The organism is Streptomyces sp. NPDC050560, from assembly GCF_044457285.1.
Classification (GTDB): Bacteria; Actinomycetota; Actinomycetes; order Streptomycetales; family Streptomycetaceae; genus Streptomyces.
In genome coordinates, this window is the sequence record NZ_JBITGT010000013.1 from 152,848 (window position 1) to 175,806 (window position 22,959).

At 71.8% G+C, this 22,959-nt stretch carries 17 protein-coding genes; 9 read left to right on the top strand and 8 right to left on the bottom strand.

The window, feature by feature from the left end; all coding sequences use genetic code 11:
* Positions 1-101 precede the first annotated feature (101 nt).
* The 4 genes from ACIBIW_RS28020 to mshC all read left to right on the top strand — a co-directional run bounded on the left by ACIBIW_RS28020 (position 102) and on the right by mshC (position 3,680).
* A complete protein-coding gene (locus tag ACIBIW_RS28020; protein ID WP_399339843.1) occupies positions 102-815 on the top strand; it encodes a histidine phosphatase family protein in 714 nt (237 codons plus the stop codon).
* Between the two features lie 127 nt (positions 816-942).
* On the top strand, positions 943-1,533 hold the full coding sequence (locus tag ACIBIW_RS28025) for a DUF3090 domain-containing protein (RefSeq protein ID WP_399339844.1): 591 nt from the start codon (positions 943-945) through the stop codon (positions 1,531-1,533).
* The gene (locus tag ACIBIW_RS28030) at positions 1,497-2,327 is read left to right on the top strand and encodes an SCO1664 family protein (RefSeq protein WP_399339845.1); all 831 of its coding nucleotides are present in this window, start codon (positions 1,497-1,499) and stop codon (positions 2,325-2,327) included. The genes ACIBIW_RS28025 and ACIBIW_RS28030 overlap by 37 nt, the downstream gene beginning before the upstream one ends.
* Before the next feature lie 123 nt (positions 2,328-2,450).
* On the top strand, positions 2,451-3,680 hold the full coding sequence (mshC, locus tag ACIBIW_RS28035) for a cysteine--1-D-myo-inosityl 2-amino-2-deoxy-alpha-D-glucopyranoside ligase (protein WP_399339846.1): 1,230 nt from the start codon (positions 2,451-2,453) through the stop codon (positions 3,678-3,680).
* A gap of 112 nt (positions 3,681-3,792) precedes the next feature.
* Here the strand turns inward: mshC and ACIBIW_RS28040 are convergent, their stop codons facing one another.
* The 6 genes from ACIBIW_RS28040 to ACIBIW_RS28065 all read right to left on the bottom strand — a co-directional run bounded on the left by ACIBIW_RS28040 (position 3,793) and on the right by ACIBIW_RS28065 (position 11,053).
* Entirely contained in the window at positions 3,793-4,797 is a 1,005-nt protein-coding gene (locus tag ACIBIW_RS28040; RefSeq protein ID WP_399339847.1) for a PAC2 family protein, read from the bottom strand.
* Positions 4,798-4,958: 161 nt separating this feature from the next.
* Complete coding sequence (locus ACIBIW_RS28045; protein ID WP_399339848.1) at positions 4,959-5,630, bottom strand: FadR/GntR family transcriptional regulator; 672 nt, start codon at positions 5,628-5,630, stop codon at positions 4,959-4,961.
* Between the two features lie 260 nt (positions 5,631-5,890).
* Positions 5,891-7,501, bottom strand: coding sequence for an FAD-dependent oxidoreductase (locus tag ACIBIW_RS28050; protein ID WP_399339849.1), 1,611 nt, complete (start codon positions 7,499-7,501; stop codon positions 5,891-5,893).
* A gap of 122 nt (positions 7,502-7,623) precedes the next feature.
* Positions 7,624-9,195: a glycerol kinase GlpK gene (gene glpK, locus ACIBIW_RS28055; RefSeq protein WP_399339850.1), complete on the bottom strand. Its 1,572-nt coding sequence runs from the start codon at positions 9,193-9,195 to the stop codon at positions 7,624-7,626.
* A 78-nt stretch (positions 9,196-9,273) separates the two neighbouring features.
* Positions 9,274-10,065 carry an MIP/aquaporin family protein gene (locus tag ACIBIW_RS28060; RefSeq protein ID WP_399339851.1) on the bottom strand — a complete coding sequence of 264 codons (792 nt, stop codon included), beginning with the start codon at positions 10,063-10,065 and terminating at the stop codon, positions 9,274-9,276.
* Between the two features lie 223 nt (positions 10,066-10,288).
* Complete coding sequence (locus ACIBIW_RS28065; protein WP_399339852.1) at positions 10,289-11,053, bottom strand: IclR family transcriptional regulator; 765 nt, start codon at positions 11,051-11,053, stop codon at positions 10,289-10,291.
* A 333-nt stretch (positions 11,054-11,386) separates the two neighbouring features.
* Between ACIBIW_RS28065 and metH the strand changes: the two genes are divergently transcribed.
* The 4 genes from metH (at position 11,387) to ACIBIW_RS28085 (ending at position 19,643) form a co-directional block, all read left to right on the top strand.
* Entirely contained in the window at positions 11,387-14,905 is a 3,519-nt protein-coding gene (gene metH, locus ACIBIW_RS28070) for a methionine synthase (RefSeq protein ID WP_399339853.1), read from the top strand.
* Positions 14,906-15,336: 431 nt separating this feature from the next.
* Positions 15,337-16,098, top strand: a complete 762-nt coding sequence (locus ACIBIW_RS28075) for an HAD family hydrolase (RefSeq protein WP_399339854.1) — start codon at positions 15,337-15,339, stop codon at positions 16,096-16,098.
* Positions 16,099-16,412: 314 nt separating this feature from the next.
* Positions 16,413-18,020, top strand: a complete 1,608-nt coding sequence (locus ACIBIW_RS28080; protein ID WP_399339855.1) for an ABC transporter substrate-binding protein — start codon at positions 16,413-16,415, stop codon at positions 18,018-18,020.
* 33 nt (positions 18,021-18,053) lie between these two features.
* The gene (locus ACIBIW_RS28085) at positions 18,054-19,643 is read left to right on the top strand and encodes an ABC transporter substrate-binding protein (RefSeq protein WP_399339856.1); all 1,590 of its coding nucleotides are present in this window, start codon (positions 18,054-18,056) and stop codon (positions 19,641-19,643) included.
* 35 nt (positions 19,644-19,678) lie between these two features.
* Here ACIBIW_RS28085 and ACIBIW_RS28090 read toward each other — a convergent pair whose 3' ends face one another.
* Complete coding sequence (locus tag ACIBIW_RS28090) at positions 19,679-20,350, bottom strand: response regulator (RefSeq protein ID WP_399339857.1); 672 nt, start codon at positions 20,348-20,350, stop codon at positions 19,679-19,681.
* 11 nt (positions 20,351-20,361) lie between these two features.
* Positions 20,362-21,183: a RecB family exonuclease gene (locus ACIBIW_RS28095; RefSeq protein WP_399339858.1), complete on the bottom strand. Its 822-nt coding sequence runs from the start codon at positions 21,181-21,183 to the stop codon at positions 20,362-20,364.
* A gap of 494 nt (positions 21,184-21,677) precedes the next feature.
* On the opposite strand from ACIBIW_RS28095, the gene ACIBIW_RS28100 reads away from it, so the two are divergent.
* Positions 21,678-22,934, top strand: a complete 1,257-nt coding sequence (locus ACIBIW_RS28100; protein ID WP_399339859.1) for a site-2 protease family protein — start codon at positions 21,678-21,680, stop codon at positions 22,932-22,934.
* Positions 22,935-22,959 lie beyond the last annotated feature (25 nt).

Here is a 22,959-nt window from a genome sequence, read left to right on the forward strand (position 1 = left end):
CACCACCGGCCCCGACACCCGTACGCGCCCCGACCCCCCGTGCGGGGCGCGTACGGGCCCACGCGCCCCGCACCCGCCCGACGGCAATTAGGCTGATCCGCATGCCCACGCTGATACTCGTACGGCACGGCCGGTCCACCGCCAACACCACCGGGGTGCTCGCGGGCCGTACCCCCGGCGTCGCCCTCGACGAGCGCGGCCACACCCAGGCCGCCGCGCTCCCCGCACGGCTGGCGGACCTGCCGATCGCGCTCGCCGTCAGCAGCCCCCTACAGCGCTGCCGGGAGACACTGCAACCGCTGCTCGCCACCAGACCCGAGACCGAGATGCACATCGACGACCGGCTCAACGAGTGCGACTACGGCGACTGGTCGGGCCGCAAACTCGCCGAGCTGAACGACGAGCCGCTGATGCAGATCGTCCAGCAGCACCCCACCGCAGCCGCCTTCCCCGGCGGTGAGTCCATGCGCGCCATGGCCACCCGCTCCGCCGAGGCGGTACGCGAGTGGAACGCCCGCGTCGAGCGCGACCACGGCGCCGACGCCCTCTACCTCGCCTGCTCCCACGGCGACGTCATCAAGGCGCTCGCCGCCGACGCCCTCGGGCTCCACCTCGACCAGTTCCAGCGGATCGCCGTCGAACCCTGCTCCGTCACCGTCATCCGCTACACCAGGACCAGGCCCTTCCTCGTCAGACTGGGCGACACCGGCGACCTCTCCTCGCTCGCCCCCCGCGAGACACCCCCCGCGGCCGAGGGCGCGCGCGGCGGCGAGGAGGGCGACGCCACCGTCGGAGGCGATGCGGGCGCACCGTGATCGTCGGGCGCAGTAGGGTGAAGCGGTCGCCGCGGCACCGCCGCCGTGGGAACCTGCCTCCGGCGTTCCCCGCGGCACCCGTCAGCCCCAGTCCACTCACCGCCGTCGATCCCAATGGAGACAGGACGTGTCCCGTCAGGTGTTCCTCTACGACCCGCCGGAACGCTTCGTGGCCGGTACGGTGGGGCTCCCCGGACGCCGCACCTTCTTCCTCCAGGCGTCCGCGGGCACGAGGGTGACCAGCGTGGCCCTGGAGAAGACCCAGGTCGCCGCGCTCGCCGAGCGCATGGACGAACTCCTCGACGAGGTCGTGCGGCGCAGCGGGGGCAACGCCTCCGTGCCCGCCGTCGCCCCCACCGAGGTCGCCGACACCGCCCCCCTCGACACCCCCGTCGAGGAGGAGTTCCGGGTGGGCACCATGGCGCTCGCCTGGGACGGCGACGAGCAGCGCATGATCGTCGAGGCCCAGGCCCTGGTGGAGCTGGAGGCCGACTCGGACGAGGACCTCGCCGCCGCGGAGGAGCGCCTGCTCCAGGACGAGGAGAACGGCCCGCCCATGCTCCGGGTGCGGCTCAGCGGCTCCCAGGCCAGAGCGTTCGCCAAGCGCGCCCTCGACGTGGTGAACGCGGGCCGCCCGCCCTGCCCCCTGTGCAGCCTGCCGCTCGACCCGGAAGGACACGTATGTCCGCGCCAGAACGGATACCGCAGAGGAGCGTGACCCCGGTCGAGCTGCTGACCAGGGGCGAACTCACGGTCCGCGGACGCGTTCGCGACGCCTCCAACGCCGTCCTCTTCTGCACCGTCGAGCACGCCGGGCACACCGCGGAGTGCGTGTACAAGCCGGTCGCGGGGGAGCGGCCGCTGTGGGACTTCCCCGACGGCACCCTCGCCCAGCGCGAGGTCGCCGCCTACGAGGTGTCCAGGGCGCTCGGCTGGAACCTGATCCCGCCGACCGTGCTGCGCGACGGCCCCTACGGCGAGGGCATGTGCCAGCTCTGGGTCGAGGCGCCCCCGCAGGAGAGCGCCCCCGAGCTGCTGGCCCTCGTCGACACCGAGGAGGCGGGCCCCGGCTGGAAGGCGATCGGCCTCGCCCAGGTCGACGAGGAGCGCACCGCGCTGCTCGTGCACGCCGACGACCCCCGGCTGCGGCGGCTCGCGGTCCTCGACGCGGTCATCAACAACGCCGACCGCAAGGGCGGCCACCTGCTGCCCGCCGCCGACGACGGCGAGATCTACGGCATCGACCACGGTGTCACCTTCAACGCCGAGAACAAGCTCAGGACCCTGCTGTGGGGCTGGGCGGGCGAGCCCCTGCCCGAGGAGGCGCTGAAGGCGCTCGCGGGCCTCACCGCGGCGCTCGCGCCCGGCGGCCCGCTCGCCGCCCGCCTCGCCGAGCTGATCACCCCCGTCGAGCTGGACGCCACCCGCGCCCGCGCGGCCGCCCTGCTGGACACCGGGGTGCACCCGGAGCCCTCGGGGGAGTGGCCCGCCATCCCCTGGCCGCCCGTCTGACACCCCCGTCCGCCACCACCGCCCCCGGCAGATCGCCCACCGCCGCCCAAAGCGGTACAGGCACCGTGGCCGCTTGCCGACGCCGGGTCGTAGCCGGAGCCTGCATCCGGTTACGCTCGTGACATGCATGCCTGGCCCGCTTCCGAGGTCCCCGCCCTGCCTGGCAGAGGCCGCGACCTGAGGATTCACGACACCGCGACCGGGGGCCTCGTCACCCTCACCCCCGGCCCAGTCGCCCGTATCTACGTCTGCGGCATCACGCCGTACGACGCCACCCATCTGGGGCACGCGGCGACCTACAACGCGTTCGACCTGGTCCAACGGGTCTGGCTGGACACCAAGCGGCAGGTTCACTACGTACAGAACGTCACCGACGTCGACGACCCCCTGCTGGAGCGCGCCGAGCGCGACGGCGTCGACTACACCTCGCTCGCGGAACGCGAGATCGAGCTGTTCCGCACCGACATGACCGCGCTGCGGATGCTGCCGCCGCGGGAGTTCGTCGGCGCCGTGGAGGCCATACCCCGCATCGTGCCGCTGGTGGAACGCCTGCTTGAGGGCGGCTCCGCCTACGAGTTGGAGGGCGACGTCTACTTCTCCGTGGACGCCGACCCGCACTTCGGCGAGGTCTCCGGATACGACGCCGCCACCATGCGGCAGCTCTCCGCGGAACGCGGCGGCGACCCCGAGCGGCCCGGCAAGAAGAACCCCCTCGACCCGATGCTGTGGATGGCCGCGAGGCCGGGCGAGCCCGACTGGGACGGCGGCCCCCTCGGCCGCGGCAGGCCCGGCTGGCACATCGAGTGCGTCGCGATCGCGCTCGACCACCTCGGCATGGGCTTCGACGTCCAGGGCGGCGGCTCCGACCTCGCCTTCCCGCACCACGAGATGGGCGCGTCCCACGCCCAGTGCCTGACCAGGGAGCACCCCTTCGCCCGGTCGTACGTGCACGCGGGCATGGTCGGGCTCGACGGCGAGAAGATGTCGAAGTCCCGGGGGAACCTGGTCTTCGTCTCCCGGCTGCGGGAACAGGGCGTCGACCCGGGCGCGATACGGCTCGCGCTGCTCGCCCACCACTACCGGGGCGACTGGGAGTACACCACGGCCGTGCTCGACGAGGCGGTCGCCAGGCTCGCCCGCTGGCGCGCCGCCGTCGCCCGCCCCGAGGGCCCCGAGGCCGACACCCTGCTCAGGCAGGTGCGCGACGCCCTCGCCGACGACCTCAACGCACCCGCGGCCCTCGCCGCCGTCGACGGCTGGGCCGCCCTCCAGGAACGCGAGGGAGGCCGCGACACCGGGGCGCCGGGCCTGGTCTCCCGCACGGTGGACGCACTGCTGGGGGTGGCGCTCTAGCCTTCGGCGGGCGCCTCGCGGCATGGGGCGGGCGGCCCGCCGCGGGGCGCCCGCCGGGGCGGGCTCGTCGGCTCACCGCCGGAGCGGTGGGCTCGTCGGCTGACCGCCGGGGCTACTCCTCGGGGCCGTCCTCCGTGGGGCCGTTCTCGCCGCCGTTCTCATCCTGACCCTGGCCGCCGCGCCGTGGCGGACGCGGCGGGCGGGTGCGCTCGCCCGGGCCGTCCCGCAGGAAGGGCGCGCCCTCCCCGTCGGTGGCATGGCCGCCCGCGGTGGGGCCGCCGTCACGACGGCGCAGATACCGCTCGAACTCCCGGGCGATCGCCTCGCCGCTCGCCTCCGGCAGGTCCGCGGTGTCCCGCGCCTCCTCCAGCGTCTGCACGTACTCGGCGACCTCGCTGTCCTCGGCCGCGAGCTGGTCGACCCCCAACTGCCAGGCGCGGGCGTCCTCCGGCAGCTCGCCCAGCGGGATGCGCAGGTCGACGAGGTCCTCCAGACGGTTCAGCAGCGCCAGCGTGGCCTTCGGGTTCGGCGGCTGCGACACATAGTGCGGCACCGCGGCCCACAGGCTCACCGCCGGTACCCCGGCATGGGTGCACGCCTCCTGGAGGATGCCCACGATCCCGGTCGGGCCCTCGTACTTGGTCTCCTCCAGGTCCATCGTGCGCGCCAGGTCGGGATCGGACGTCACCCCGCTCACCGGCACCGGCCTGGTGTGCGGGGTGTCCCCGAGCAGCGCGCCCAGCACCACCACAAGCTCCACGCCCAGCTCGTGGGCGAAGCCCAGCAGCTCGTTGCAGAACGAGCGCCAGCGCATGGAGGGTTCGATGCCGCGCACCAGCACCAGGTCCCTGGGCTTGTCGCCGCCGACCCGGACGACCGAGAGCCGCGTCGTCGGCCAGGTGATCTTGCGGACGCCGCCGTCGAGCCACACCGTGGGACGGTTGACCTGGAAGTCGTAGTAGTCCTCGGCGTCGAGCGCCGCGAACACCTCGCCCTTCCACTCCCGATCCAGGTGCGCCACCGCGGTGGAGGCGGCGTCACCTGCGTCGTTCCAGCCCTCGAACGCGGCCACCATGACCGGGTCGACCAGCTCGGGTACCCCGTCGAGCTCGATCACCCAGTGCCTCCTTAAGACGTGCCCTTGCGTACCTCTCAACCTTACGGCTTGGAGGGGGTACGACCGCAGCCCCCCGAGCCGGGAGGGTGAAAGCGTCCCTACGGGTTCGAACCTCTCCGAAATTTTTTATTCATGCCCGTACAGGTGCGGAACACGCCCGCTCACAGCGTCGAACGCAGCCACTGCTCCACACTCGCGATATGCACCGTCGCCCACGACCGCGCCGCCTCCGCGTCCCGGTCACGCAACGCCGCCAGGATCGCCCGGTGCTCCTGCAACGTCCTGCTCACCGCGTCCTCCTGCGTCAGACCCCGCCAGATCCGCGCCCGGGTCGTGGGCCCCGACAGGCCGTCCAGCAGTGAGCACAGCACCGAGTTCCCCGACGACTGCACGATGCCCCGGTGGAACTCCAGGTCGCTCGCCACCAGTTCCTCCACCGACGGCGCGCCCCCCAACGCCGCCAACTGCGCCTCAAGCGCCGCCAGCTCCCCGTCGCCGATCCTCGAAGCCGCCATCGCCGTCGCCGCCGGCTCCAGAATCCGGCGCACCGCCAGAAACTCCAGCACCGTGTCGTCGCGGTGGAAATCCACCACGAAACTCAACGCCTCCAACAACAACTGCGGATCGAGACTCGTCACATACGTGCCGTCGCCCTGCCGCACGTCCAGGATGCGGATCAGCGACAGGGCCCGTACCGCCTCCCGCAGCGAATTGCGCGAAAGCCCCAGCTCCGCCGCCAACTCGCTCTCCTTCGGCAGCCGGTCGCCGGGACGCAGCGCGCCGGAGACGATCATTCCCTTGATCTTCTCGATCGCCTCGTCGGTGACAGCCATGACCCCTCGTCTCCCAGACATCGGATGTGTCGAGAGGATTATGGACCCTGTTGTTTTTGGCTCGTCCGCCTCCGGGGCGCTGGAGTCGGTGTCCCGCACCACCCGTGCCACCGGTAGCCCGAGGATTTCGTGCCGACCCGTGGCGGGCGGCTCACTCGCCCTGCGACGCGCCTCGCGAACAGCACTGCGTTGGGAGTGCCCTGCAATACGCGTAGGCATTGCCGGTCGGTGCCGGGAGGGATTGTGTCTGGTGAACGGGGCTAGCCCTCCGTCAGCAGGTCCTGGACTCCGGCCCGTACCGTGGGGTCGTCCAAGCCGCGGATGGTGAGGGTGGTGCGCCTGCGCAGGACGTCCTCGGGGGTCTCGGCCCACTCCTGGTCGCGGGCGTAGACCACCTGGGCCCAGATCTCGGGGGCGTCGGGGTGGATACGGCCCGCGAGTTCGGGGCGTTCGTAGGCGAGGCGGGCGATCTCGAAGGCCAGGGAGCCGTAGTGGGTCGCCAGGTGCTGTGCGGTGTCCTGGGCCATGCCGCCGGGGGCCGGGTCGTCCACGAGCAGGCGGTGGGCGACGGCGGGGGCGGAGGCGAAGCCGGGCAGGGGGGCGCGCTTCGGCAGGCCCGACACCGGGACGATGCCGTCGCCCAGGGGGCTGCCGGGCAGCGACTCCAGCTTCGCCAGCACCGTACGACCGATGTGCCGGAACGTGGTCCACTTGCCGCCCGCCACCGACAGCATCCCGGCCCTGCCCTCGGTCACCACCGTCTCCCGCTTCGCCTTCGCGGTGTCGCCCGGGCCGCCGGGCAGCACCCGCAGGCCGGCGAAGGCGTAGGTGATCAGGTCGCGTGACACCTGCCGGTCCCGCAGCGAGAACGACGCCTCGTCGAGGATCTGGGTGGTGTCGGCGTCGGTCACCGCGACCTCGCCCGGGTCGCCCTCGTAGGTCTCGTCGGTGGTGCCGAGCAGCAGCATGTCCTCCCACGGCAGCGCGAACGTGATCCGGTAGCGGTCGACCGGTGTCGCCAGCGCCGCGTTCCAGGGGGCGGTGCGCCGCAGCACCAGGTGCGCGCCCTTGGACAGCCGCACCGAGGGCGCCGCGCCCGGGTCCTCCATCGCCCGCAGCCTGTCCACCCAGGGGCCCGTGGCGTTCAGCACCAGGCGCGCGTTCACCCCGAACTCGTGGCCGTCCGTGCGGTCCCTCAGGTCGGCGCCCGTCACCCGGCCGCCGGTGAAGCGCAGCCCGGTCACCTCGGCGTGGTTGAGCAGCGCCGCGCCCGACTCGGCCGCCGCGCGCGCCGTCATCAGCGCCATCCGGGAGTCGTTCATCTGGTCGTCGCCGTACACCGCGACCGCGCGCAGGTTGTCCGTGCGCAGCTCGGGCACGTCACGCGCGGCACGCGACGGGCTCAGCAGATGGCCGACGCCGTCGCCGAACGCGGACAGCGCCGAGTACGCGAACACGCCCGCGCCCAGCTTCGCCGCCGAGTGCGGGCCGCCCTTGTACACCGGCAGATAGAACGTAAGCGGCCGCGCCAGGTGCGGCGCCACCTGGCGGGCCACCGCCCGCCGCTCGAAGTGGTTCTCCGCGACGAGGCGCACCGCGCCGGTCTGGAGGTAGCGCAGCCCGCCGTGGAGCAGCTTCGACGACGCCGACGAGGTGGCGCCCGCGAAGTCGCCCTGGTCGACAAGGGCCACCCGCAGGCCCGACTGGGCGGCGTGCCACGCCGTCGAGAGCCCGAGGATGCCGCCGCCGATCACCAGCAGGTCGAACTCGGCCCTGGAGAGCCGTTCGACGGTGGCCGCCCGCCGCTCGGGGCCCGCGAGGCCCGCGGCCGGGTGGGAACCGAGCGCGGGGAAGGTCTGCTGCATGGTCATGGTGCTCCTCATGGCTCACGCCGCCGCGGCCGCGGCCGGGCGGCACGGTAGAGGCTTCCGGCACCCCTCGGGCGCGCCCCGCGGGACGCGCCCGCGCGGGCGCGTGTTCCGGTCAGCCGTTGTCAGCCGTCGCTCTCGTCCAGCCAGCCCATGGTCCGTTCCACGGCCTTGAGCCAGCTCTTGTACTCGCGCTCCCTGACGGCCGGGTCCATGTCGGGCGTCCACTCCGCCGCCCGCCGCCAGTTGGCGCGCAGCGTCTCGGTGTCGGGCCAGAACCCGACCGCGAGCCCCGCCGCGTACGCGGCGCCGAGACACGTCGTCTCCGCCACCATCGGGCGCACCACGGGCGCGTCCAGCACATTGGCCAGCGACTGCATCAGCAGGTTGTTCGCGGTCATGCCGCCGTCGACCTTGAGGGCGGTCACCTCGACGCCCGAGTCCTTCTTCATGGCGTCCGCGATCTCCCGCGTCTGCCACGCCGTGGCCTCCAGCACCGCGCGCGCGATGTGCGCCTTGGTGACGTAGCGGGTCAGGCCCGCGATCACGCCGCGCGCGTCGGAGCGCCAGTACGGGGCGAACAGGCCGGAGAACGCCGGTACGAAGTAGGCGCCGCCGTTGTCCTCCACCGACGACGCCAGCGTCTCGATCTCGGCGGCGGTGCTGATGAGGCCCATCTGGTCGCGCATCCACTGCACCAGGGCCCCGGTCACCGCGATCGAGCCCTCAAGCGCGTACACCGCGGGCTGGTCGCCGATCCGGTAGCCGACCGTGGTCAGCAGGCCCGAGTAGGAGTTGATGGCCTTGGTCCCGGTGTTGATCAGCATGAAGGTGCCGGTGCCGTACGTGGACTTGGCCTCGCCCTCGCTGAAGCAGGTCTGCCCGAAGAGCGCCGCCTGCTGGTCGCCCAGCGCGGACGCCACCGGGATACCGCCGAGGAGCTGGCCCAGCGTGCCGCCCGTGACCTCGCCGTACACCTCGGCCGACGACCTGATCTCCGGCAGCATCCCCATCGGCACCCCGATCGACGCGGCGATCTTGGGGTCCCAGGCCATGGTGTGCAGGTTCATCAGCAGGGTGCGGGAGGCGTTGGTGACGTCGGTGACGTGCACCCCGCCGTTCACGCCGCCGGTCAGGTTCCAGATCACCCAGGAGTCCATCGTGCCGAAGAGCAGGTCGCCCGACTCGGCGCGCTCCTTGAGCCCGTCCACGTTGTCCAGCAGCCAGCGCACCTTGGGGCCCGCGAAGTAGGAGGCGAGCGGCAGGCCCGTCTCGCGGCGGAACCGGTCCTGGCCGACGTTGCGGCCCAGCTCCTTGCAGAGCGCGTCGGTACGGGTGTCCTGCCAGACGATGGCGTTGTGCACCGGCTGCCCGGTGTTCCTGTCCCACACCAGCGTGGTCTCGCGCTGGTTGGTGATGCCGATCGCCTTGATGTCGTCACGGGTGATGCCCGCCTTCGAGATGGCGCGCGCCACCACCTCCTGGACGTTCGCCCAGATCTCGGTGGCGTCGTGTTCCACCCAGCCGGGCCGGGGGAAGATCTGCTCGTGCTCCTTCTGGTCGACGGACACGATCCGGCCGTCCCGGTCGAAGACGATGCAGCGGCTGGAGGTGGTGCCCTGGTCGATGGCGGCGATGAAGGGGCCGCTGCCGTGGCTGCCCGCCGCGGAGGTCTCGGTGGTTGATGCGTCGGTCACGGTGTCCTCCAGTGGTTCTTCGCTGGCTTCTTGGCTCGGGTCTGCTCGGTCGCGCCCCGGGGGCGGCGCCCGGGCGGCTCAGGCGAAGGCCCCGTTGTACAGGCCCGCCGCCGCGGCCGCCCCGATCAGCGGCCCCACCACGGGGACCCAGGCGTAGGCCCAGTCGGAGCCGCCCTTGTTGGGGAGGGGGAGGAGGGCGTGGACGATACGGGGCCCGAGGTCGCGCACCGGGTTGATGGCGTAGCCCGTGGGCCCGCCGAGCGAGAGGCCGATGCCGACGACGACCAGGGAGGTGATGAGCGCGCCGAGCGCGCCGAGGCCGTTGCCCTCGTCGTTGAGGCCCTGCGTGAGGATCGCGATCACCAGCACGAACGTCGCGATGATCTCGGTGAGCAGGTTCTGCACCGGATGGCGGATCTCGGGCCCTGTGGAGAACACCCCGAGCACGGGGCCCGCGCCCCGCGCCGCCTTCCGGTCGACGAGGCCCTCCTCGGCGGACACGGCCCCGACGACCTCGGGGTCGGTCAGATGCGCCTGGAACTGGCCGTAGTACGCGAGCCAGACCAGTACGGCGCCGATCATCGCGCCGAGGAGTTCGGAGCCCAGGTAGACGGGGACGTCGCTCCACTTGGTGCCGCCCTCGATGGCGAGACCGATGGTGACCGCCGGGTTCAGGTGCGCGCCGGACACCCCGCTCGCCAGATACGCCCCGGTCAGGACCGCGAAGCCCCAGCCGAACGCGATGGCGACCCAGCCCGCCTCGAACGCCTTCGAGCGTTTGAAGGTGACCGCGGCACACACGCCGCCACCCATGAGGATCAGCAGCGCCGTCCCCGTGGTCTCGCCGATGAAAATGTCGGAGCTGGACACCCGCGACTCCTTTGTCCTTCGTCCAGGGAAGCCAGGGAAGGCAGCAGCACGCGGGGGGCGCGGCTGCCGTGCATCGCGTCGGCTGTTCGACAATGCCGACCGATGGCCGCGAGTCTTCTCTGCGGGTGCTCAGCCGTCAAGGGTGCAGTTGTCAAAAATCGATCGGTCTCGATCGTCACCCGGGCGCCCGTTGTCCGCATGTCGGAGCGGCACGGCGCCGCGCTCAGAAGCGGTCGGCGCCCAGCGCCCTGGACACCGCACGCGCGCAGTCGCGCACCGAGGCCACCAGGTCGGGCCGCAGGCCCTCGCCGGCGCCGACGCGCTCCACCGCGCCCGTCACACCGACCGCGCCGACCGGCATCCCGCGCCGGTCGAGGACGGGCGCCGCCACCGACGCCACGCCCTCCCAGGTCTCCTCGACATCCGTGGCGTACCCCCGCGACCTGGTCAGTTCCAGCACCGCGGCGAAGCCGTCGAGGGCCGCGACGGTACGGGCGGTGAAGACCCTGCGCTCCGCCTCCAGCGCCTCGCTGCGGGCCACCGGGTCGTACGCGCACAGCACCTTCCCGAGCGCCGTCGAGTGCAGCGGCTGCATCGCGCCGACCTCCAGCACCTGGCGGCTGTCGTCCGGCCTGAACACATGGTGGACGATCAGCACCCCCCGCTGGTGGAGCACCCCGAGGTAGGCGCTCTCGCCGCTGGAGCGCGCCAGGTCGTCCGTCCACACCAGCGCCCGCGAGCGCAGCTCGTGCACGTCGAGGTAGCTGTTGCCGAGCCGCAGCAGCTCGGCGCCGAGCTGGTAGCGGCCGGAGGCCGGGTCCTGCTCGACGAAGCCCTCGCCGTGCAGCGTGCGCAGGATGCCGTGCGCGGTGCCCTTGGGCAGGCCGAGCGAGGAGGCGATGTCGGAGAGGCCGAGGCGGCGCTCGCCGCCCGCGAGCAGTCGCAGCACCGCGGCCGCCCGTTCGAGCGACTGAATGTTTCGTGCCATCGCCGTTCCCTCGTCGTGCGGACCGGTTCCTGTCCGACGCCCCGGCCGTCTCGGACGGCACCTGGGCGATCATTCGGCAATGCTGAACAGTATCGGTCCTTGCCGACCTCCCGCCAATGGCGCGCACACACCACGACCCGCCGGGACGCACACCGCCTCCATGATCGGACGCGCGCGTGCCCGGATCGGGGGCGGGCCGCGTCCGCCCCGTGAAACAGACCGGCCCGCGCGCACCGACGCGGTTACGCTGGGCTGGCGCACCTTCCCGCGGACGCCGCGCGTCCGCCGGGGAGCCGCAAAGCCGACAGCCGTCGCACCCCAGGGAGCACCCTCATGGCCGCCCAGCCTTCCACGCCCGTGCCGTCCGACAGCAGGACCCGAACCGACGCCCTCCGCGAGGCCCTGGCCACCCGGGTGGTGGTGGCCGACGGGGCGATGGGCACCATGCTCCAGGCACAGGACCCCACCCTGGAGGACTTCGAACAGCTCGAAGGCTGCAACGAGGTGCTGAACGTCACCCGCCCCGACATCGTCGGCTCGGTGCACCGCGAGTACTTCGCCGCGGGCGTCGACTGCGTGGGCACCAACACCTTCGGCGCCAACCTCGCCGCACTCGGCGAGTACGACATCTCCGAGCGGGTCCGCGAGCTGTCCGAGGCCGGTGCCCGCCTCGCCCGCGAGGCCGCGGACGAGACCGCCGCCGCCACCGGGCGGCCCCGCTGGGTCCTCGGCTCCATGGGCCCCGGCACCAAGCTGCCCACCCTCGGCCACATCGACTACCCCGCGCTGCGCGACGCCTACCGGCAGAACGCCGAGGGGCTGATCGAGGGCGGCGCCGACGCCCTGCTCGTGGAGACCTCGCAGGACCTCCTCCAGACCAAGGCCGCCATCATCGGCGCCCGCCGCGCGCTCGCCGAGACCGGCACCGACCTGCCCGTGATCTGCTCGGTGACCGTGGAGACCACCGGCACCATGCTCCTCGGCTCCGAGATCGGGGCCGCCCTCACCGCACTCGAACCCCTCGGCATCGACCTGATCGGCCTCAACTGCGCCACCGGGCCCGCCGAGATGAGCGAGCACCTGCGCTACCTCGCACGGCACTCCCGCACCCCCCTGACCTGCATGCCCAACGCGGGCCTGCCCGTGCTCGGCAAGGACGGCGCCTCGTACCCGCTCACCGCGCCCGAACTCGCCGAGGCGCACCGCACCTTCGTGCGCGACTACGGCCTCTCGCTGGTCGGCGGCTGCTGCGGCACGACGCCCGAGCACCTGCGCCAGGTCGTGGCGGCCGTGCGCGACCTGGAGCGCGGCGAGCGCGACCCGCGCCCCGAGCCCGGCGCCGCCTCCCTCTACCAGCCGGTCCCGTTCCGCCAGGACACCTCCTACCTCGCCATCGGCGAGCGTACGAACGCCAACGGCTCCAAGAAGTTCCGCACCGCGATGCTCGAAGCACGCTGGGACGACTGCGTGGAGATGGCCCGCGACCAGATCCGCGAGGGCGCCCACCTGCTGGACCTCTGCGTGGACTACGTGGGCCGGGACGGCGTCGCCGACATGAGCGAGCTGGCAGGCCGCTTCGCCACCGCGTCCACCCTGCCGATCGTCCTCGACTCCACCGAGATCGACGTGCTCCGCGCCGGGCTGGAGAAGCTCGGCGGGCGCAGCGTCATCAACTCCGTCAACTACGAGGACGGCGACGGGCCCGAGTCCCGCTTCGCCCGCGTCACCGAACTCGCCCGCGAGCACGGCGCCGCGCTCATCGCGCTCACCATCGACGAGCAGGGGCAGGCGCGCACCGTGGAGCACAAGGTCGCCGTCGCCGAACGCCTCATCGCCGACCTCACCGCCCGCGGCATGCGCGAGTCCGACCTGCTCATCGACTGCCTGACGTTCACCATCTGCACCGGGCAGGAGGAGTCGCGCGGGGACGGCGTCGCCACCATCGAGGCCATCCGCGAGCTGAAGCGCCGCCACCCCGACGTCGGCACCACCCTCGGGCTGTCCAACATCTCCTTCGGGCTCAACCCCGCCGCCCGTATCGTCCTCAACTCCGTCTTCCTCGACGAGTGCGTCAAGGCGGGCCTGGACTCCGCCATCGTGCACGCCTCGAAGATCCTCCCCATCGCCCGGCTCGACGAGGAGCAGGTGCGGGTCGCGCTCGACCTCGTCCACGACCGCCGCAGCGAGGGCTACGACCCGCTCCAGCGGCTGATGGAGCTGTTCGAGGGCGCCACCGCCAAGTCCCTGAAGGCAGGCAAGGCCGAGGAGCTGGCCGCGCTGCCGCTCGACGAGCGCCTCAAGCGGCGCATCATCGACGGTGAGCGCACCGGCCTCGAAGCCGACCTCGACGAGGCGCTGACCTCGCGCCCCGCGCTCGACATCGTCAACGACACGCTCCTCGACGGCATGAAGGTCGTCGGCGAGCTGTTCGGCTCGGGACAGATGCAACTGCCGTTCGTGCTCCAGTCCGCCGAGGTGATGAAGACCGCCGTCGCCCACCTCGAACCGCACATGGAGAAGGCGGACGAGGACGAGGCGGGCAAGGGCACCATCGTGCTCGCCACCGTCCGCGGCGACGTCCACGACATCGGCAAGAACCTCGTGGACATCATCCTGTCCAACAACGGCTACAACGTGGTCAACCTCGGTATCAAGCAGCCCGTCTCGGCCATCCTCGACGCCGCCCAGGAGCACAGGGCCGACGTCATCGGCATGTCGGGGCTGCTGGTGAAGTCCACCGTGATCATGAAGGAGAACCTGGAGGAGCTGAACCAGCGCAGCATGGCCGCCGACTACCCGGTCATCCTCGGCGGCGCCGCCCTCACCCGCGCCTACGTGGAACAGGACCTCCACGAGATCTACGAGGGCGAGGTCCGCTACGCCAGGGACGCCTTCGAGGGGCTGCGCCTGATGGACGCCCTGATCGCGGTCAAGCGGGGACTGCCGGGCGCCGCCCTGCCCGAGCTGAAGCAGCGCCGGGTGCGCGCGGGCACCACCGTCGTCGAGGAGCGCCCGCAGGACGGCGCGGTCCGCTCCGACGTCGCCGTCGACAACCCGGTGCCCACCCCGCCGTTCTGGGGCAGCCGCGTCAGCAAGGGCATCCCCCTCAAGCAGTACGCCTCCTGGCTCGACGAGGGCGCGCTCTTCAAGGGCCAGTGGGGCCTGAAGGAGGCCCGCACCGGCACGGGGCCCGGCTACGCGGAGCTGGTGGAGACCGAGGGCAGGCCCCGGCTGCGCGGCCTGCTCGACCGGCTCCAGACCGAGAACCTCCTGGAGGCCGCCACCGTCCACGGCTACTACCCCTGTGTCTCCAAGGGCGACGACCTGATCATCCTCGACGAGCAGGGCAACGAGCGCACCCGCTTCACCTTCCCCCGCCAGCGCCGCGGGCGGCGGCTCTGCCTCGCCGACTTCTTCCGGCCCGAGGACTCCGGCGAGGTCGACGTCGTGGGCTTCCAGGTGGTCACCGTCGGCTCCAGGATCGGCGCCGAGACCGCCCGGCTCTTCCAGGCCGACGCCTACCGCGACTACCTGGAGCTGCACGGCCTCTCCGTGCAGCTCGCCGAGGCCCTCGCCGAGTACTGGCACGCGCGGGTGCGCGCCGAACTCGGCTACGGCGGCGAGGACCCCGCGGACGTCGAGGACATGTTCGCGCTGAAGTACCGCGGCGCCCGCTTCTCCCTCGGCTACGGCGCCTGCCCCGACCTGGAGGACCGCGCCAAGATCGCCGACCTGCTGCGCCCCGAGCGCATCGGCGTCCAGCTCTCGGAGGAGTTCCAGCTCCACCCCGAGCAGTCCACCGACGCGATCGTTCTCCACCACCCCGAGGCCAAGTACTTCAACGCGCGCTGAGGCGCTTGCGCGGCTTCCCGGGGCGGGCGCCTTAGGTGAGCGTGTGCGGTGCGCTTCGTCGCCCCTGGGGAGGGATGGCTGCGTCGGCCCTGGGAGGGATCGCTTAGTCGCCCTGGGAAGGGATCACTTCGTCGGCCGCGGGTGGTCTCGTATGTCGCCGGACCCGGTCCGTTGTGGTCGTTCGCCGTGGCGGCGATCAGAGGATGGGGGGCCATCGGGACCATCGGGGTGCAGGGGTGCAGGGGTGCAGGGGTGCAGGGGTGCAGGGGTGCGGAGTCGGAGGCGGTGGCTGGGCCGCCTCCTGCCGCCACCGCCGTTCGACCGGCGCGGATCATGTGGCCGACGTAGACTGGTCGGCCCAGTGGAAAGGCCGGTCGTCTCCGCGCTGCGGAGGGCGCCGGCCTTCTTGTCCCTCTTGGAGGTGCGCCCGGATGACCAGTACGGTCCCCGCCGCCATGACCTCGTCGGCCGACGGCTCCACGCTGGAAGCCGTGCTCCTCGACATGGACGGCACCCTGGTCGACACCGAGGGCCTGTGGTGGGAGGCGGAGGTCGAGGTGTTCGCCGCCCTGGGGCACGCCCTGGACGACGCCTGGCGCGAGGTCGTCGTCGGCGGCCCCATGACCCGCAGCGCGGGCTTCCTCATCGAGTCCACCGGCGCCGACATCCCCCTGGCCGAGCTGACCACCCTGCTCAACGACGGCTTCGAGCAGCGCATCGGCGGGGCCCTGCCGCTCAGACCCGGCGCCGCCAGGCTGCTGGCCGAGCTGACCGCCTGCAAGGTCCCCACGGCGCTCGTCTCCGCCTCCCACCGCCGCATCATCGACCGCGTCCTGGTCTCCCTCGGCCCCCAGAACTTCGCCCTGACCGTCGCGGGCGACGAGGTGGAGCGCACCAAGCCGCACCCCGACCCCTACCTCCTGGCCGCCGCGGGCCTCGGCGCCCACCCCGCCCGCTGCGTCGTCGTCGAGGACACCCTCACCGGAGTCGCCTCCGCCGAGGCGGCCGGCTGCCGCGTCCTCGCGGTGCCCTCCGTCGCGCCCATCCCGCCCGCCGGCGGCCGTACCGTCCGCTCCTCCCTGGAGGAGATCGACGTGCCGTTCCTGCGCGCCCTCATGGCCGAAACCCACCGCACGTGCACACCCGAGCGGGCCCCCGCACCCCTGCGCATAAGTGGAAAACCAGCCTCCTGAAGGGGGTCGGTGAAGTTCGTCACATCACAGGGGGTGGACGGTCGAGCACGCATGTGCTTGCGAACGTGCTCGAAACCAGCCGGGCGCTCCCGTGTGTCCCCTTTGCGGTTCCGTGCCAGAAACTTGCTCCAGGGGTGGTCACGCTCTCCTCATGACCGACCGCGCAGTGTGACGTCATACCATTTCGGTCGCCGGTGGACCACTCAGCGTCGCCCACTAATCTCGTCGCGAGTATCCCCGCCGTACCCCCCGCCCCGTGCGTATCGCCCTGCCGTGCCCGGGGGCGTGGGATCAACACCTGGAGACCGCTGAGGATGAAGCGCAAGACCCTGGTCCTGCCGACGGTCGTCGGCATACTGACACCCCTCATGGCTGCCTGCGGCACCACCGTGACCGGGGGCGGCGACGGCGGAACGATCACGGTCGGCACCACCGACCAGTTCACCGTCTCCAAGGAAGCCCCCGCGCCTTTAGACCCTGCCTACGCCTATGACACGGCGACCTGGAACCTGCTGCGGCAGACCCTCCAGACCCTGATGACGCTGCCGCACGGCGGCGGCGACCCGGTCCCCGAGGCCGCCCAGAGCTGCGACTTCACCGACAGCGGCAGTTCGCACTACGCGTGCACCCTGCGCGACGACCTGAAGTTCGCCAACGGGCACGACGTCACCGCCAAGGACGTGAAGTACTCCATCGAGCGGGTACGGGCGATCAACGCCGAGACCGGCGCCGCCGCACTGTTCTCGAACATCGCCGGCATCGACACCCAGGGCGACAAGAAGGTCGTCTTCAACCTGAAGGCGCCCGACGCCACCTTCCCTTTCAAGCTGGCGACGCCGCCCGCCGGGATCGTCGACCCGGAGACGTACGACAAGACGTCGCTGCGCCGCGGCTTCAAGCTGGACGGCTCGGGTCCTTACAAGATGTCGGCGCAGGTCAAGGACGACGTCCTGGTGAAGGCCACGTTCACCAGGAACGGCCGCTACAAGGGCCAGTTGAAGCCGAAGAACGACAAGGTGGAGCTGCGCTCCTTCCCGGGCGACCCGGACGCCATGGGCAAGGCCCTGGAGGACGGCGGCATCGACCTGATGACCCGCACCATGTCGCCCGAGCAGGTCAAGAAGTACGCCAACGACGTCAGCACCGACTACAACTTCGTCGAGTCGGCCGGTCTGGAGATCAGGTACCTGGCGTTCAACACCGACGCCGCGCCCGTGAAGAACAAGGCGGTACGCCAGGCCATGGCGCAGGTCGTGGACCGCGGCGCGCTGGCCACCGGCGCCTACGGCACCGCGTCCGAGCCGCTGTACTCGCTGATCCCGGCCGGGATCACGGGCCACACCAACGCCTTCTTCAACACCTACGGCGAGCCCAGCAGGGACAAGGCCGAGTCCACCCTCAGGGACGCCGGGATCACCACCCCGGTCAAGCTGACGCTGTACTACACGACGGATCACTACGGCTCCGGCACCAAGAAGGAGTTCGAGATCCTCCAGAAGCAGCTCAACGACAGCAAGCTCTTCGACATCGATATCAAGGGCGTCAAGTGGAACGACTTCCGCGACCGTGAACTCGACGGCGACTACGCGGCGTACGGGATGGGGTTCTTCCCCGACTTCCCGGACCCCGACAACTTCACCGCCGCCTTCCTCGACGCCGACAACTTCCTGAACAGCCCCTACGCCAACGACACGGTCAGGAACAACCTGATCCCGGCCAGCCGCAAGGAGGCCGACAGGCTCGGGGCGGCCGACGACTTCAGCCAGGTACAGGACATCGTGGCCAAGGACGTTCCGGTACTGCCGCTGTGGCAGGGAAAGCAGTACGTCGTCGCGCACGACGAGATCCAGGGCGTCGAGTGGACGCTCGACTCCTCCTCCAACCTCCAGTTGTGGGAGCTAAGCCGGGGAAAGAGCGGCTGATGCCCGCCCACGCACGATAGACAAGGCCCTCATGTGACAGCGCGAAAGAACTGGTCGGCCCTGCTACTCACGGCAGGGCTCACCGGAGCCCTCCTGACCGGATGCGGCTCGGACGAAGGCGGCTCATCGGGCGACGGGAAGACCCTCGTCATGGGGATGTCGGACGACATCCTCGCCACCGATCCGGCCTCGGGCTACGACCCCGGGTCCTGGCTGCTCTTCAACAACGTGTTCCAGTCCCTGCTGAGCTTCGCCCCCGGTGCCACGGAACCGCAGCCGGAGGCGGCCCGGTCCTGCTCCTTCACGGACGACTCGGCCAAGACCTACGAGTGCACCCTGAAGGACGGGCTGACCTTCAGCAACGGGGACCCGCTGACATCGGCGGACGTCAAGTACTCCTTCGAGCGCCTGCTGCGGATCAACGACGACGCCGGTCCGGCGATCATGTTCCCCATGCTGGACAAGGTGGAGACCCCCGACGCCGGGAAGGTGGTGTTCCACCTGAAGGTGCCGGACGCCACCTTCCCCAGCAAGATCGCCTCCGGCGCCGGCTCCATCGTCGACCACCGCGACTACCCCGCCGACCGGCTGCGCAAGGGCACCGGGGCGATCGGCTCGGGCCCCTACACGCTGGACTCGTTCGACAAGGGCCGGGCCGTGTTCTCCGTCAACAGCCACTACAAGGGCAGCGCGGACACCAAGAACTCCGGCCTCACCCTGAAGTTCTTCCACGGCGACCAGACCGGCCTGAAGAAGGCCGTACTCGACGGCGACGTCGACTTCGCCTACCGGGGCCTCGCCGCCAAGGACGTCGCCGACATCAAGCGCACCGCGACGCGCAGCGAGAAGATCGACGTCATCGAGGGCAGCAGCGCCGAGGTCCAGCACCTGGTGTTCAACATGAACGACCCGGTCGCGGGCCGGCTCTCCGTCCGCAAGGCCATCGCCTACCTGCTGGACCGGCAGGCCCTGGTGAACCAGGTGTACAAGGACACCGCCACCCCGCTGTACTCGATCATCCCGGCCGGGATCACCGGCCACAACACCGCCTTCTTCGACACCTACGGGGAGCGCCCGCGGCCCTCAAGGGCCAAGGACGCGCTGCGCTCCGACGGCATCACCGACAAGGTGGAGCTGACCCTCTGGTCCACCCCCACCCGCTACGGCCCCGCCACCGACGCGGAGCTGCGGGCCATCGCGGGACAGCTCAACGCGAGCGGGCTCTTCAGGGCCAAGGTGAAGTCCGTCGGCTTCGACCAGTACGAGCGCGACATCGCCGCGGACAAGTACGGCGTGTACGTGAAGGGCTGGGTCCCGGACTACCCCGACCCCGACAACTTCACCCAGCCGTTCTTCGGCGACGGGAACGTCCTGGGCAACCACTACACCAACAAGGAGATCACCGACGAGATCATCCCGGAGACCGCGGCGCAGAGCGAGCGCTCCACCACGGCCACCTCGTACGGAAGGCTCCAGGACATCGTCGCCGAGGACCTGCCCGTCCTCCCGGTCTGGCAGGCCAAGCAGTACGCCGTCGCGGGCGACGACGTCTACGGTCTTGAGAACTGCCTCGACCCGTCCACCGTCTTCCGCTTCTGGGAGATCAGCAAGGACGACCGCTGACGCCGCGGCCCGCGGGCCCGGGCGGCTTCACGTCCTCACTGCGCCCCGGGCCGCACCAGACCGCTCTCGTACGCGTACACCGCCGCCTGCACCCGGTCGCGCAGCCCCAGCTTGGTCAGCACATGGCCGACATGGGTCTTCACCGTGGTCTCGCTGACGAAGAGGTCCGCCGCGATCTCCGCGTTGGACAGCCCCCTGGCGACCAGCTTCAGCACCTCCACCTCGCGCTCCGTCAGCGTCTGGAGGGTGTCGGGCACCGGCTCCTCGCCCGAGGGCAGGTGGTCCGCGTACTTGTCGAGGAGGCGCCGGGTGATGCTCGGCGCCAGCATCGCCTCGCCGTTCGCCACCACCCGGATCGCCTGGACCAGCTCGTTCGCCGGGGCGTCCTTGAGCAGGAAGCCGCTCGCGCCCGCCTTCAGTGCCTCCACGACGTACTCGTCCAGGTCGAACGTGGTCAGGACGAGCACCTTCGCGGGGCCGTCCCGCCCAGGCCCGGTGATCTGCCGGGTCGCCTCGACACCGTCCATACGCGGCATGCGGATGTCCATCAGGACCACGTCGGGCTGGAGCGCCCGCACCTGGTCGAGCGCCTGGAGCCCGTCCCCGGCCTCGCCGACGACCGCGATGTCCTGCTCCGCCTCCAGGATCATCCGGAACCCCGTGCGCAGCAGCGGCTGATCATCGACCAGTAGGACGCGGATGGCCACGTGTCACTCCTTCATCGGGTCGCGCCCATTCTGCCCTGCTCGCCGTCCCGCGACGCGGCAGGGGCGACCGGCAGCGGATACGGCGGGGGAGTACCGCCGAACTCGGGGCACACCGCCTGGTGGTCGCACCAGCCGCACAGCTTCGAGGGGCGCGGGCGCCAGTCGCCGGTGCGGGTGGCGAGCCTGATCGCCTCCCACAGCGCGTGCAGCTTGCGCTCCACCGCCTCCAGGTCGGCGGGCACCGGGTCGTACGTGACGACCTCGCCGCTGCCGAGGTAGACGAGCTGGAGGCGCCGCGGCACGATCCCCTTCAGCCGCCACACCACCAGCGCGTAGAACTTCATCTGGAACAGCGCGCCGCCCGCGTACTCGGGGCGGGGCGCCTTGCCCGTCTTGTAGTCGACGATGCGCACGTCGCCGCTCGGCGCCACGTCGACCCGGTCGATGATGCCGCGCAGCCGCAGGCCCGAGGACAGCTCGGCCTCCACGAACATCTCCCGCTCCGCCGGTTCGAGCCGGGTCGGGTCCTCCAGCGTGAACCAGCGCTCCACCAGCGTCTCCGCCTCGGCCAGCCAGCGGGCAAGCCGCTCGCCCTCCGCGTCCGGCCCGTCGTCGCCCGCGAACAGCCCGGCCAACTCGGGCCGCGCCGCCCGCAGCCGGTCCCACTGCCCCGGGACCAGGGAGCGCGCCCGGGGCGCCGTGCGCTCGGCGGCGGGCGCGTCGAAGAGCCGTTCGAGCACGGCGTGCACCAGGGTGCCGCGGGTCGCGGCGGGGCTCGGCTGCTCGGGCAGCCGGTCGATCACCCGGAAGCGGTAGAGCAGGGGGCACTGCATGAAGTCGTTGGCCCGCGAGGGCGAGAGGGAGGTGGCCGTACGCCCACCGGCACCGCCCCGCTCGCCGCCACGCCCCGAGACACCCCGCCCCGCGCCGGGCGCATCCGCACCGGAGCCTTCCGCCCCAGGGCTCGCCGCCCCTGGGTCCGCCGTGCCAGCACTCGCCCCCTCCGCCCCCGTCGGCCCGCCCCTGTCCCCGTCAGGTCCGGCGCCGCACTCCACAGGGCCCGCGGGAGCTGGTACGCCGTCAGTCTCCGGGTGCCGCGCCGCGTCCGCGGGGTGCGCCGCGGCGCCGCCCGCCCTGTCCGTGCCGGCCCCCGCGTCCACCGGGGCGCCCCCGTTCTTCTCCATGACCCACGACCCTACGCGGCGGTACCGACACTCAGACGCATACCATCGGTACGGGAGGACCATCCGCCCCGCGCCACCCATCGCGACGACCGCCCGCGCGGGCGACCGCGGTGCCCGCGGGGCACCGCCATCGAGAGGACCACGTGAACGCAAGCGGCGACAGCGGCGGGAGCGGACAGCCGCGCGAAGGAGACGGCCCCACCCCGTCGGCCGGCCCGCCGCAGCCCCCGCGGCCGCCACGGCAGCCGGAACCGGGCGGCGGCATCCTCATGGGCCGCCCCTTCGGGGTGCCCGTGTACGTGGCCCCGAGCTGGTTCCTGGTCGCGGCCCTCATCACCTGGATCTTCGGCGGCCAGCTCGACGCGGTGCTGCCCGACCTCGGCGCCGCCCGCTACCTCGTCTCCCTCTTCTTCGCCGTCGCCTTCTACGCCTCCGTCCTGGTGCACGAACTGGCGCACGCCATCGCCGCGCTGCGCTTCAAGCTCCCCGTGCGCCGCATCAGGCTCCAGTTCTACGGCGGCATCTCCGAGATCGAGAAGGACCCCGAGACCCCCGGCAGGGAGTTCGTCCTCGCCCTCGTCGGCCCCCTGCTCTCCCTCGTGCTCGGCGCCGTCTTCTACGGGGCGCTGCTCGCCGTGGAGGCCCGTACCGTCCCCGGCGTGCTCCTCGCCGGGCTGATGGTCTCCAACCTCCTCGTCGCCGCGTTCAACCTGCTGCCCGGGCTCCCCCTCGACGGCGGGCGCATGCTGCGCGCCGTCGTCTGGAAGCTCAGCGGCGACCTGATGACCGCCACCGTCGTCGCCGCCTGGATCGGGCGGGTCCTCGCCGTCACCGTCCTCATCGGCCTGCCCGTGCTCACCCAGACCGGCGCGCTCGGTGAGCGCGCCGAGAGCGCGGGCGGCGTCGACACCCTGCTCAACGCGCTCCTGGCCGCCGTGCTCGCCGCCATCATCTGGACCGGCGCGGGAACCAGCATCCGCATGGTCAGGCTCCGCCAGCACCTGCCGGAACTGCACGCCCGCACCCTCACGAGGCGCGCCATCCCGGTGGCCACCGACACCTCGCTCGCCGAGGCGCTGCGCCGCGCCAACGAGGCCGGTGCCAACGCCCTGGTCGTGACCGACCCGGAGGGCACGCCACTCGCCATCGTCCGCGAGAGCGCCATCGCCCACGTGCCCCAGCACCGGCGCCCCTGGGTGAGCGTGGAGTCGCTGTCCCAGCCGCTCACCGACGGCATGCGGCTGCCCGCCTCGCTCACCGGCGAGGAACTCATCGCGGCGCTCGGCGCCACCCCCGCGTCCGAGTACCTCGTCGTCGAGGACACCGGCGAGATCTACGGGGTGCTGTCCGCCACCGACGTCGAGGCCGCCTTCACCAAGGCCATGGCCCGCCCCCGCTGACCGGCCGGTCAAAGGCCCCGCCGGG